This is a genomic window from Vibrio glycogenivorans, assembly GCF_051660965.1.
Classification (GTDB): Bacteria; Pseudomonadota; Gammaproteobacteria; order Enterobacterales; family Vibrionaceae; genus Vibrio.
The window spans coordinates 131,603-143,831 of record NZ_JBPVIS010000001.1 but is presented as its reverse complement, the minus strand read 5'-3'; the positions used below and the strand labels follow the sequence as shown (position 1 = coordinate 143,831).

11 protein-coding genes are annotated in these 12,229 nt (G+C 47.5%); 4 read left to right on the top strand and 7 right to left on the bottom strand.

What is annotated here, in order from left to right; all coding sequences use genetic code 11:
• Window positions 1-7: 7 nt before the first annotated feature.
• Window positions 8-844: a phosphate ABC transporter permease PstA gene (pstA, locus tag ACSTTG_RS00645; protein WP_438473505.1), complete on the top strand. Its 837-nt coding sequence runs from the start codon at window positions 8-10 to the stop codon at window positions 842-844.
• Between the two features lie 35 nt (window positions 845-879).
• Entirely contained in the window at window positions 880-1,689 is an 810-nt protein-coding gene (gene pstB, locus ACSTTG_RS00640; RefSeq protein ID WP_438473898.1) for a phosphate ABC transporter ATP-binding protein PstB, read from the top strand.
• A 169-nt stretch (window positions 1,690-1,858) separates the two neighbouring features.
• Here pstB and ACSTTG_RS00635 read toward each other — a convergent pair whose 3' ends face one another.
• Complete coding sequence (locus ACSTTG_RS00635) at window positions 1,859-2,230, bottom strand: hypothetical protein (protein WP_438473504.1); 372 nt, start codon at window positions 2,228-2,230, stop codon at window positions 1,859-1,861.
• A 702-nt stretch (window positions 2,231-2,932) separates the two neighbouring features.
• Here ACSTTG_RS00635 and ACSTTG_RS00630 point away from each other — a divergent pair.
• The gene (locus ACSTTG_RS00630) at window positions 2,933-4,840 is read left to right on the top strand and encodes a sulfatase-like hydrolase/transferase (protein ID WP_438473503.1); all 1,908 of its coding nucleotides are present in this window, start codon (window positions 2,933-2,935) and stop codon (window positions 4,838-4,840) included.
• 147 nt (window positions 4,841-4,987) lie between these two features.
• Here ACSTTG_RS00630 and ACSTTG_RS00625 read toward each other — a convergent pair whose 3' ends face one another.
• Window positions 4,988-5,968 (bottom strand): hypothetical protein, encoded by a 981-nt coding sequence (locus ACSTTG_RS00625; protein WP_438473502.1) that lies wholly within the window; start codon window positions 5,966-5,968, stop codon window positions 4,988-4,990.
• Between the two features lie 400 nt (window positions 5,969-6,368).
• Here ACSTTG_RS00625 and ACSTTG_RS00620 point away from each other — a divergent pair, with 400 nt between their 5' ends.
• Window positions 6,369-7,700 (top strand): MFS transporter, encoded by a 1,332-nt coding sequence (locus ACSTTG_RS00620; protein WP_438473501.1) that lies wholly within the window; start codon window positions 6,369-6,371, stop codon window positions 7,698-7,700.
• Between the two features lie 8 nt (window positions 7,701-7,708).
• Here the strand turns inward: ACSTTG_RS00620 and ACSTTG_RS00615 are convergent, their stop codons facing one another.
• From ACSTTG_RS00615 to ACSTTG_RS00595, 5 genes are all read right to left on the bottom strand, one after another.
• Entirely contained in the window at window positions 7,709-8,422 is a 714-nt protein-coding gene (locus tag ACSTTG_RS00615; RefSeq protein ID WP_438473500.1) for an SDR family NAD(P)-dependent oxidoreductase, read from the bottom strand.
• Between the two features lie 56 nt (window positions 8,423-8,478).
• Window positions 8,479-9,108, bottom strand: coding sequence for a cupin domain-containing protein (locus ACSTTG_RS00610; RefSeq protein ID WP_438460045.1), 630 nt, complete (start codon window positions 9,106-9,108; stop codon window positions 8,479-8,481).
• 140 nt (window positions 9,109-9,248) lie between these two features.
• Window positions 9,249-9,962 carry a SanA/YdcF family protein gene (locus tag ACSTTG_RS00605; protein ID WP_438460046.1) on the bottom strand — a complete coding sequence of 238 codons (714 nt, stop codon included), beginning with the start codon at window positions 9,960-9,962 and terminating at the stop codon, window positions 9,249-9,251.
• 19 nt (window positions 9,963-9,981) lie between these two features.
• Window positions 9,982-10,305: a DUF3392 domain-containing protein gene (locus ACSTTG_RS00600; protein WP_438460047.1), complete on the bottom strand. Its 324-nt coding sequence runs from the start codon at window positions 10,303-10,305 to the stop codon at window positions 9,982-9,984.
• A gap of 68 nt (window positions 10,306-10,373) precedes the next feature.
• Window positions 10,374-12,062, bottom strand: coding sequence for an NAD-dependent malic enzyme (locus ACSTTG_RS00595; RefSeq protein WP_438460048.1), 1,689 nt, complete (start codon window positions 12,060-12,062; stop codon window positions 10,374-10,376).
• Window positions 12,063-12,229: the final 167 nt, after the last annotated feature.

The window sequence follows — 12,229 nt, the reverse complement described above, 5'->3', positions numbered from 1 at the left end:
ACTGACAATGAAATTGAGAAAGATAAAAAATTACCTATTTCTTGCCTTCTGCTCGCTCTCAGCAGCATTTGGCGTGTTTATCCTAGCGTGTATCCTGTACACCTTAATTGGCGAGGGTATCAAAGGTCTGAAATGGTCGGTATTTACTGATATCACGCCAGGACCTGGCAGTGAGGGTGGGCTAAAAAATGCCATTTATGGCAGTGTAAAGCTTACTTTGATTGGTATCGCAATAGCCGCGCCAATAGGCGTTTTGGCTGGGACTTGGTTGGCGGAAGCGGACAAAGGCAATAAGACTGCCGAAGGGCTGCGATTCCTTAACGGTATGCTGATGAGCGCGCCTTCCATTCTGGTGGGGCTGTTTGTCTATGCAATTATCGTTGTGCCATCAGGGGGCTATTCTGGTTGGGCTGGTGCGATTGCACTGGCGGTGTTGGCGCTGCCGGTGATTGTTGCCTCGACGGAAGAGATGCTGCGACTGGTTCCCTCGACCCTCAAGGAAGCGGGCAGTGGTCTAGGCGCACCCAAATGGCGCGTGATCACCAAGCTGAGCTACCGCTCTGCTGCGCCAGGCATTGTGACGGCTATTTTGTTGTCGGTCGCCCGTATTTCAGGGGAGACGGCCCCGCTGCTGTTTACGGCGTTGAACAGTAACTTTATGACCACCAATATGGCGCAGCCAATGGCGAATTTGCCAGTTACTATTTATCAGTTTGCGTCTAGCCCTTATCAGTCTTGGCAGGAGTTAGCTTGGACCGGCGCGCTACTGATCACTTCCTTTATCCTAATTATTAACGTTATGGCGACTCTGTTGCCGCAATTCATCAAAGCGAGAAGAGTATGAGCACGGCAGCGATCCACCAAATCGATCAAAGTATTATGAACACCGCGTCGAACCCAACAGGGTTAGTCGAAGTACTGGCACCTCAGCCAACACTGCGAATGGACATTCAGGGTCTTAATTTCTATTACAGTAAAGGACTCGAGCCGTCATTGAAAAATGTCTCTATGCCAATTTATAAAAACCGAGTGACGGCATTGATTGGGCCATCAGGCTGCGGCAAATCGACGTTGCTGCGCACCATGAACCGCATCTATGATTTGTATGGAGGTCAGTATGCGCAGGGTGAAATCTTGCTAGACGATGAGAGCATCTTCTCTAATACTGATGTCAACGAGTTACGCTCAAAAGTCGGGATGGTGTTTCAAAAGCCAACCCCATTCCCAATGTCAATCTATGACAACATGACCTTTGGCCTAAAAATCCAGGGTGAGTTGAGCAAAAAACAGATTGATGCCCGGATTGAATCGGCCCTAAAGCGAGCGCATTTGTGGGATGAGGTCAAAGACAAGCTGCATGCGGATGCGAATAGCCTCTCCGGTGGTCAGCAACAAAGGCTGTGTATTGCGCGCACCATTGCCCTTGAGCCAGAGGTGATCTTGATGGATGAACCGACCTCTGCGCTTGACCCGATTGCTACGGCGGCCATTGAAAGCTTGATCACTGAGTTACGCGAGAAGTACACCATCGTGATTGTGACGCACAATATGCAACAAGCAATGCGCATCTCCGACTACACAGGCTTTATGTATCTGGGTGAACTGGAAGAGTTTGGTGATACCGACCAAATCTTTAATACGCCCACCAAAGAGCGCACTCGCCACTACATATCAGGTGATTTCGGTTAACTCTCTATCGGTCTTGGGCGTTAAGTTTTGCTCAATGCGAAGGGCAATAGGCGGTAAGGCTTACTAGCCACATGCCGCCATTTAGTGTGCAAATAACAAAAGAGCGCTATCAGACATAGTCTGAGCGCTCTTTTTTATCCTTTGTGGCGAACTGTAAATCGCTTGTCTATTACTCAGTGTGACAATCAGGACAGATCTGAAGTGCGATTTCATGCTCGAAAACCGCGTTTGGGCTCGTTGCTAAAAGCTCGGCAATCTCATCAGCGACCTCTTGCTCATCCTCGGCATCAACTTGGCTAGCAAGCTCTTCCTTGTCATAGCCAAAGAAGTTCAGTAGTAAATAATCTCGCGCCTCAGTTTGGTTACAGCTGACGTTAACAGTCACATCAGGCTGAACATCTCCCTGTGCAATAATCGCATCGACTTGTTTAATCACGTCGGCCTTCATCGCTGTCGTTAACCAGCCCAGATCAGTACTGACCAGGGTTTTGTTACAGTTGAAGCATGGGAGTTGGTGGAAGTAGTATTGAAAATCGGTCATGAGCGTTATCTTCTCTAGGTGCATTACCTCGCGATTATGCCTATTTTTTCACAAAATGCTATCTAACATCCTAGCTAAGCTTGTGATGTGTTTACCCAAGTGAACTCGGCAAAGGAAGTCAACTAAGTCGGTGGCATATCTATCTTGAGGTCGAATGGATATTTGACGGTTAGCTTGTCAATAGGTTATGTCTATTAGTTGATATATTAACTAATAGTAAGATGATATTTTGCACTAATGGAATTTTTGCTTGCTAAATTAGTTGTGAAGAAAAATTATCAGAATTATTTATTTTTGATAAATATGATTACCATAATTTAAGTTGCCCTTTGAAAGGTCTTACAAATATAAGAAATACATTAACCAAAATCGACTTAATGTTAACCATGTCACAGTATATTGGTTTCCCATTTATCATAATCTGCCATGTGAGAAGAGCTCGGAGGCCTTGTAAATTATAGCGTGTCTATGACTGATAGAGGTGGATGGTGGCTTAAACCATTCCAAGCAACTCACCCAAAGAATAAGCGAATAAAATGGATTTTTGGTCTGTTATCTTAGGGTGACGGTCACTCAAACTATTATCGCCGATCGTTCTAATTCGAAAATATATTACTAATGAAATAATTGTAAAAGGGATTCAGATGTTTAATCTGCTCCCATAATATCAATTTTTCGACTGTTTACCGAATGGTTAGAAGTATGAATAAAAAACTAATAGTAAGAACCATGCAACTTATGTTTGCAATACCGGCCCTATCTGCCTGTAGCCAAAGTGTAGATTCGGTTGCTTCTCAATTTGCAGCCTCGACGGAAGGAAAGTCAGCACCGAATATTCTCTGGATTATTACTGATGACCACAGACCAGACTCTATCAGTGCATACAATGAGGTTATGTTTGGCACACAAAACAGTCCGCTTGGTTACGTTGAGTCACCCAATGCCGATCAGCTCGCAAGCGAAGGGACTCTATTTGTTAATGCTTACAGTAATTCACCGGTTTGTGGGCCTTCACGTGGCTCAATGTTATCCGGTCGTTACCCATTTAGAAATGGTCACTATGCCTTTGAGCTAACGCACCAAAATCCAGACTTTATCAAACCGACGGTGTCTGAAACGGTGCGTGATGCTGGCTATCAAACCTCAGTGTTTGGTAAAGAGGATGCGTATATCTTCAAGTGGGGACCTGGCCAGGGTTTTCATGATGCGGGTCTATTTGATTACAAGGTTCACTTTAAACATGATTTGCAGGCAAATGGTCGGGGGGATCTGTTTAGCAAGGCGGTTTACGACTTTGATGTGAGTGGTGCCTATGTGATGCAGGGCGTTTCAGAGACGGTGATCTACCCTGATGGTACTAAGAAGAGTTACTTTATCAACCGGGGCAAAAAACCGCTGACCGAGGAAGATAAAGCAGCCTATGCTGAGGTCAACGAAGAGTTCGACATCCTTCGTGCGTATACGCGCGCCAATACTAGCTTGATCCTTGGTGGTGAAAACCCAATGCCGGCGGATCAAACGGTGGATGCGTACATCGTCAAAGAATTTAAGAATTACCTAGAAAACGCTGACGCACGATTTAAGACAAGCTGGGGCAAACTGGCGCAAGGTGCAGACAGCAGCAAACCTCAATATATGCAGCTGGGCTTCCATCTGCCGCACACGCCAGTGCTGCCACCTAAGTCAATTCGTGAGCGTTTTCAACAGCACACCTATGATATCCCTGAGTACGATCGTAGCGAGACAGACTTATTACCCGAGCAGTTGAAGCGGGTACAAAAGGCCGGTGATATAGACCCAATGACCTATGATGAGAAGCAAAAAGCGATTCAAGATTACTACGCTTTTGCCGCCCACGGCGATAATCTCATCGGTGAAGCTGTTGAGGCGTTTAAAAAGTACAGTGAAGAAAACGGTCAAGAATATTTGATTATCTATACCATTGGCGATCACGGTTGGCACCTGGGTGAACAAGGCATGATGGCTAAATTTGGTCCATGGAAGCAGTCAGTGTCGAACGCAGCGATAGTGGTATCATCAGATAAGTCTCTGATCCCAGCAGGTAAGGTGTATCATGACATGATTGAATTTGTCGACTTTGCCCCAACGGTGATCTCAGCTGCAGGCGTGGATGTAAACCAAGCGGAGTTTGACTACCTTGATGGGTACAGTTTGTTCGATGTCTATCATGAAAAGCTACCGAAACGTGAATATGCGCTGGGTGAAATTAGCGTGATTTCAGGGCCAAGAGCATACTTCCATACCGATCGCTTCCGCTTTTCGATGCGTACCCGACCGTTTAACAACTGGGTTAATGAATCCCAGCTCGGAAAAGACTTGAAGTGGGCGCTTGAAACAACACCAGAAAAGGCGGAAATGACTCTCTATGATCTAGACCGAGACCCATTGGAGCAAGTGAATGTCGCGTATGATCCAGAATATGCAGCGTTGGCCGATTGGTTCAGAAATAAACTTGGCAATATTGTCCTAGGTGATGGTCGTGCTGAGGCGGATTGGTCTAAAGCGAATAGCTACCATATTAGTGACTTTGCAGCGGGTGCAGATGATAAGGTTGCCGATATACCTAAAAACCTGATCCCAGTGTTATAACTTCTACTGTGTGAGTTATTAATCTAGCACTATTAAAAAGGTCAGTTGCTTTGATGCAACTGACCTTTTGCTTAAATTACATTGTGGATCTTCAGCGCCATGGAAATCTATTAGGCTAAATGGTGCAGGAAAGAGCGATAGATTTGTCTATATACCGTCGCCAATAAAGGCTTCAAACTTCGCCGGGCTACCATTTTCATCCCCTTCGAGGAGCCAGAATACCATCCCCGCATCGGAAATATCCGCGACACCTTTTTCGTTCTCGAGCATTCGCTCATATATCCAGCGTACATTCGGGTCTTGGTGGTCACGCATCCAATACCAGACCGAGAAATCGTCGCCAGACGACCAAAGATGATTGATGTCCCACTCGGCATTTTGGTCTTGGATTTTTTTGAAATTAAGGCGATGCTCACTGAGTTCAAGTACCTCAGCCATAGTGTGGTGCTTATCACTGGTCGCAACCGGTTCTAGATCAAATTTGGCATCACCACGTCGTAAGTGGTTATCGTTATAGCCACTGTGTGACACCACATAGACGTGAGTTAGCGCATCGCTATCACCCGACTCGATGACGGTATCGACAACGCGATAGAAAAACTCAGCCGGTCCCATATGAATAAAATACAGTGGATCTGTCTCACTTGAGAGCGCGATTTGCTTGGCGAGGTGGTCGATGGCGACCTTACTGTCCTCGCTAGCATCGAAGAAGATCTGTGGATTGAAATCCCAACGTTCAATCGCACCATCTGCACCGATTTTCATGTGATTTACGAATGTAGTATGTGGCGGCGCATCGATAAAGTTGTTGTAGGAGTAATGCACTAGCTTATCTTGAAGCTTTGCCTTGGCAATCATGGCGAGTGCTGCGGGCGTGCCGCCCCAGTCATCGGGATCACCTTGTGGCCAGCGATGGAGTTTATCCGGCTGGTTATTGCCATCGGCGCTGACTGCGATTCGATGGTTATCGTATCCCCATGAAGAGGCCTCGGCACTGGTGGATACGATAACCGTGTTTGCTAGCGTTAATGCGCATAAGGTCCAAAGTTTGGATTTGATAGGTTTAGACAATCTTGCTACTACTGCCTTGTAGCCGAGTTGACAGGCTATGCTTTTGCTTTGTTTCATTATTATCCTCAGTCGAATATCCAGTCATTGATCTTTTGATTGGAAGCTGGTTTTGACGGCGCTACCAACGCCCAAGTCCAGATGTCCCTGCAGAAATAAGGGCAATTTGGTTTTATTGGTGTCATGACCTGTTGACCAATGCAACCCTAAAAGCGCTCATTTATTGGACCAATAATGACATACTCATGAAGCAAAATAAGTTAGACAGATAAACCGCGTAGAATATTGTGATCAATCTAACACTCAATTGGGTGCTACCTAGAAGGAGGATACCGTGCAGCCGGTAGTGAGTAGGGCAGATAGGGATTTAAGAGAAACCTCTATCCGAGCGAAGGGCTTTTACCATCAGCGATAAAGGGTCTATACCTAACCTTATGTGTTTTATGCAGCCGACGGTAACATGACGCTTAAAGAGATCCTTCAAATCGACAATGTTCGTTACTTCTTGATTTTTCGCAGCAGTTATTTTGCACGCTTTTATTATCCGGTTTTCACCTTACTGTACTTAGATTACGGATTAACCCTGTCACAGTTCGCCATGCTCAATGTCGTCTGGGCAGCGACCATCGTGATTTCCGAGGTGCCCTCCGGGGCTTTTGCCGATACCTTGGGGCGCAAGAAGCTGGTGGTGCTTTCGTCGTTTGCGATGTTTATTGAGATTGCCATGATAGCTTTTGTGCCAACCGGTAACCCAACACTGGTGTTTGTGGTGTTTTTTATTAATCGAGTGCTAAGTGGTTTGGCCATGTCACTGGCTAGTGGTGCGGATGAAGCCTTGGCGTACGATACGCTCAAAGAGCAGGGAAAAGAGAATGTGTGGCCACAGGTACTGCAGATCCAGCTGCGGATTGCATCGAGCGTGGGCATTTTCGTGACCCTGATCGGGGCGGCGATGTATGATGTCGATTTTATGGCAAACGTGTTTTCGCTGATTGGACTACCAGCGCCGGAGAGTACACAGGATCTGATGCGTATTCCGGTTATCGCCACTTTGCTTGTCGCGCTGGTTGCAATCTACGCCGCTTTCCACATGCAAGAGGATCAAAAGCGCTCTGATGATGAAGGTGAGCAGGCGTCGAGCACGATGGAGAGCCTCAAACTGACGATGGCGACATGTAAGTGGGTACTTTCGACGCCGTATGTGTTGTTTATTCTGCTGTACTACAGCTTGTTTGAGCACACGTCACGGATGTTTTTGACCATGAATAGCCAGTATTACCACGCGATTGATATCCCTATCCTCTATTTCGGGTTTATTGGCGCTGGGATCAGTGTGCTGCAAATCCTGCTTGCAGGTCAAAGTCGCCGTTTGGCTGAGCGCATCGCGCCTAAGCCGTTTATTGCGCTAATGGGGATTGCAACGATGGCCACCTACTACTGGATAGGTTTAGGTTGGCCGATTTATGGGGTCATTCCTGCGTTAATCTTAATCTTCATTATTATGACGATGAATATTTTTACCAGCTACCACCTCAACAAAAATACCGAGTCGCATAATCGTGCCACGGTGCTCAGCTTCAAAGGTCTGATCTTTAATTTGGGTTACGGGGTTATCGGTATGCTGTACGCGTATTATTATAAGCTGGTTTCACGCGGTTACAGTGAAGTCGAGATAGAAGAGAACTTAGCATTTTTGGCCTCACTGTCATCATTCTTCTATTACTTTACATTGCTGTTTGCCGCTATCAGCGCGTTTTTCTATTTCAAGAACAGACAGCACCCAGTGTTTTAAGTCCAAAGCTACCAAGGGATGACCGTTCCGTTGTAGTCATAACAGTGTCCACTGGCGTGTTGGTCCCATTGAGATATCAAGCCGCACAGTTTATCCGCCACCCATTGCGGGGACTTAAGCTGCCCTTCAGGTAAGTGTTTTTGGAATGGCTCAGATAGCGCTGTATCAATAGTGCCTGGATGAAAGGCCACTACACAGCACTGTGGGAGTTTTGTTTGCCACTCTATTGCAATGGTTTTTATGGCCATATTCAGGGCGGCTTTAGAGCAACGATAACTGTACCAACCTCCGCGCCGGTTATCAGAAATGCTGCCAACACGTGCAGAGAAACTGATTAATAACGTCTTGTGTTTAGCATTGAGTTGACGACGAAAATGCTTTGCAAGTAGCAGGGTTGGCAGCGCGTTATGCGCCATCGAATTTAAAAAGGCGTCAGGGTCGAGTTGGGTGATGCTCTTCTCTGGCTTTTGTTCGCTGGTGTGGAGAATGCCGACGGTATTGATGAGAATATCGACTGATGGAAACTGACTGGCTAGCTTCTCTATTTGAGCTTCATTGGTGACGTCACACTGATGCCACTGAATGCCTTTCGCACCAACAGGCGTGCTGTTGGGCGGAGCAGTGCGATGATAGGTCGCATGGACATCATAGCCCATCGAGATTAATGTGCTCGCTAGCGCCTGCCCAATACCGCCGCTTCCCCCAACGATCAATGCAATCATACGGTCAACTCCTTCATTAGTAATGCATACTACCTACGCGTACTGGAGTGAAACGTTCAGGTTTGATTGCGGGCTTTAAACCAAATATTGCAGGGCTTGCAGATCTCAAACTGTTCGGCGTCCTGGCCGACGATACGCAGCCAACTCAGAGGTTGCAGTGCCTGCCCTTTAAACTTTATTGTGCCGGAGAGTAACAGTAGCTCGACATGGGTGAAGCTCTCAAAGACTGGAAGAGACTGAAACATATCGAGACTCACTAAGCCGACTTGCTCGCTATGATGCTGGTGTAAAACGACTGGAGCGTCACTTGCGTCCAATTGAGTAAACTGCCGAACAGACTGAGTATCATCCTGATGGATTTGATTGAGTTTGACGAACAACAAGCAGCCAGGTTGGCTAAACGGCGTGTGATGGCTCCCTGGGGGGTTCCTAAGATAAGTCCCAGCAGGGTAGTCACCTTGTTCATCAGAAAAGACACCGTCGAGGACAAGGATCTCCTCTCCTTGGGGATGAAAGTGTTGACTGAAGTGGGAGTGAGGGTCATAGCGGACAATGCTAGTGACATGGCCGGACTCGGCGGCCTCCCGTTCAAGCGGCTTGCGCCACACACCGGGTAGCGGTGATGCTTGCCAGTCGACTGAACTGGTATCAATCGCGACCGACCGAGAAAAATTCATGTTGAGCATGGTGTGAGCCCTTGTGTCACTTTATTTCTCTTAGCATCGGCTGTTGCGCTGTGTTTGGCAACTATGTTGTGTTTGAAGACAATGTTGTGTTTGAAGGCAATGCTGTAATTGAGAACCGAGCTGTGATGAGCAGCGCAGGTTTAGGGCAACTTGGCTTGCTCAACTTGCGCCGGTTGTGGTGAGAACGGGTAAGTGCTCTCTACCGTACCAGGTTGGATGGGCTCTTGTGGGCCAAGAAACTTTGGCTCAGTGTTGAAGATAAACAAGTCGAGCACGGCCTTGACCCTCGCGAGTAACTCGCGCACTCGCAAGCGAAAGGATGGCAGTTCCCCTGGCGTTTGCGCGGCAAAACATGCTGCATCCATGCCGATGTTATTGGCGATGAACAGGGCGCGCTCACAGTGAAACTGCTGAGTGATGATCAGAACTCGGTTGGTGCCAAAGATTTTTTGCGCACGGATCACCGAGTCGAGCGTACGAAAGCCAGCATAATCCAAGTGGATGAAATCTTCGCTCACTCCGTGTTTAAGTAGGTCACGTTTCATCGTCCACGGCTCGTTATAGGAGCGGTGGGCATTGTCACCACTGACCAGAATATGCTTGATCTTACCAGTATCGAGTAGGGCGTAGGTCGAGTCCATTCGATATTGATAATAGAGGTTTAACGTTCGACCCAGGTATTTACTGGTGCCCAAGATCAAACCAACGTCGAACTCGGGGACTTGCTCGAGATCATGGTAGATAAAAGCTTTGTTTTTTTCGGTTATCCAGGCATCAATGCCAATAACCAAGGCGAAGGCAAGCGCTATCAGCAACAAGGTGGTATTTATAGCTTTTAGCACAGTGCCAAACATGAAATTCGAATCCTTTCCCTTAAACGTGACGATTATCTTGCGCCCACATGCCAATGATAATAAACGCCACGAGTATCGATGCAAGCATATACGGGGTTGGCATGGAAAGTAGTCCCTGTCTCAGATACGGAACGCATTTGACAATCAACAGACCGTAGCCAAAGGAGTTGATGAAAATGAAGATCAAAGTTCGTACGATGAAGTTTTGATCGCGTAGCACCTTGCGCAGAAAACGGTTGATTTCACCGCCCGCCATCACCAACAAACAGGCGATGATGGCGGTAGAGATATCATTGAGATAAGGGACAACGCGATCCCCAACAGGATTAAGAAAATCTAACATACTTACCTAAACGAAGACTTGAAAAAAACGCCTGGGCAAACAAGCCGAGGCGTTAATATGATTACAAATTAGAACGAAGTACGTTTGTACTTACGGTAAACAGGTTGCCAGAAATGCTGATCAATTGCTTGCTCGAGCGCCTCATCCGTGATCTCCAGCGCAACACCTTGCTCAATCGCCTTTTTCGCGACAGCAAAGGCAATTTTCTTCGATACCAGATGGATCTCTTCCAATGGTGGTAGCAGGGCACCTTTGCCATTTTTCGCCAGCGGCGAGCAGGTGGCTAGCGCACGGCTTGATTCCATCAGCATCTCGTCGGTGACACGATGCGCACCCACAGCCAATACGCCCAGACCGATGCCAGGGAAGATGTAGCTGTTGTTACATTGAGCGATAGGGTAGGTTTTGCCATCAATCACGACTGGAGCAAACGGGCTACCCGTTGCCACCAAGGCGTTGCCCTCTGTCCAGGTCAGAATATCGACCGGAGTGGCCTCTACGCGGCTGGTTGGGTTAGACAGTGGGAACACGATTGGACGTTCGCAGTGTTTGTGCATCTCTTGGATGATCTCTTGACTGAATAGCCCAGGTGCACCCGATACGCCAACTAGCACAGTTGGCTTAGCGTTTTTGATCACATCAAACAGCGAGAAGCCATTGTCGTCAGACTCCCAATTTGCCGTATCCGCTTTCTTTTGTACCAGGCGCTGCTGGAAGTCGAGTAGATTCGGCATACCTTCTTGAAGCAGACCCCAGCGATCGACCATAAACACCTGTGAGCGTGCTTGCTGCTCAGAGATACCCTCAGAGACCATTTGCGCCACGATGGCTTCGGCAATACCACAACCTGCGGAGCCTGCACCGAGGAAGGTGACACGCTGATCAGAGAGCTTGCTGCCAGCAGCAGAGCATGCCGCCAGTAGAGAGCCAACGGTAACCGCCGCTGTGCCTTGGATGTCGTCGTTAAAGCAGCAGATGCGGTCTTTATAACGCTCAAGCAGTGGCATGGCATTTTTCTGCGCAAAGTCCTCAAACTGAATCAAGGCATCTGGCCAGCGGCGCTGAACGGCTTGGATAAATTCTTCGACAAACGCATCATACTCTTGACCTGTGATGCGTGGGTGACGCCAGCCCATGTACATAGGGTCAGCAAGACGTTGCGGGTTGTTAGTACCCACATCCAACACGATAGGCAGGGTGTAAGCCGGGCTGATACCGCCACACGCCGTGTAGAGCGCCAGTTTACCGATTGGGATACCCATACCACCGATGCCTTGGTCACCCAGACCCAAGATGCGCTCACCATCGGTAACCACGATCACTTTGACGTTGTGGTTGGCGGCATTGTTGAGCAGATCGTCGATGCGATCACGATTCGCGTAAGAGACAAACAGGCCACGACCACGGCGATAAATGTTGGAGAAGTTTTCACATGCCGCACCTACCGTTGGGGTATAAATGATTGGCATCATCTCTGAGATGTGGTTTTGCACCAAGCGGTAAAACAAGGTCTCGTTGGTATCTTGGATGTTGCGCAGGTAGATGTGCTTATCCATATCGTTTTCGAAGTTGCAGTACTGTTGGTAAGCACGCTCAACTTGCTCTTGAATCGTCTCAGTATTCTCTGGTAGCAAGCCTTCTAAGTTAAAAGAGATACGTTCTTCGGCGGTAAAAGCACTGCCTTTATTCAACAGGGGTGTACTTAGAAGTGCAGGACCAGCATAGGGGATATAAAGCGGGCGCTTATCGTTATTCATCGGGTACCTTTCGTGGTTGTGGAGTGGGAGAACCTTAAGGTTGGTAAAGCTCGCTGTTGACAACGTCCAATGTCATCAAAAAATAGGATAAATTTTAAATATATAGATAGCGAACTGCAACCCACGTTACTGGGTTTAAGGACAAAAAAAGGTCAACTTTAAACCAA

Bases quoted from the DNA above. Each gene is read 5' to 3' on its own strand.
- pstA (WP_438473505.1), top strand. From the start codon at position 8: ATGAAATTGAGAAAGATAAAAAATTACCTATTTCTTGCCTTCTGCTCG.
- pstB (WP_438473898.1), top strand. From the start codon at position 880: ATGAACACCGCGTCGAACCCAACAGGGTTAGTCGAAGTACTGGCACCT.
- ACSTTG_RS00635 (WP_438473504.1), bottom strand. From the start codon at position 2,230: ATGACCGATTTTCAATACTACTTCCACCAACTCCCATGCTTCAACTGT.
- ACSTTG_RS00630 (WP_438473503.1), top strand. From the start codon at position 2,933: ATGAATAAAAAACTAATAGTAAGAACCATGCAACTTATGTTTGCAATA.
- ACSTTG_RS00625 (WP_438473502.1), bottom strand. From the start codon at position 5,968: ATGAAACAAAGCAAAAGCATAGCCTGTCAACTCGGCTACAAGGCAGTA.
- ACSTTG_RS00620 (WP_438473501.1), top strand. From the start codon at position 6,369: ATGACGCTTAAAGAGATCCTTCAAATCGACAATGTTCGTTACTTCTTG.
- ACSTTG_RS00615 (WP_438473500.1), bottom strand. From the start codon at position 8,422: ATGATTGCATTGATCGTTGGGGGAAGCGGCGGTATTGGGCAGGCGCTA.
- ACSTTG_RS00610 (WP_438460045.1), bottom strand. From the start codon at position 9,108: ATGCTCAACATGAATTTTTCTCGGTCGGTCGCGATTGATACCAGTTCA.
- ACSTTG_RS00605 (WP_438460046.1), bottom strand. From the start codon at position 9,962: ATGTTTGGCACTGTGCTAAAAGCTATAAATACCACCTTGTTGCTGATA.
- ACSTTG_RS00600 (WP_438460047.1), bottom strand. From the start codon at position 10,305: ATGTTAGATTTTCTTAATCCTGTTGGGGATCGCGTTGTCCCTTATCTC.
- ACSTTG_RS00595 (WP_438460048.1), bottom strand. From the start codon at position 12,062: ATGAATAACGATAAGCGCCCGCTTTATATCCCCTATGCTGGTCCTGCA.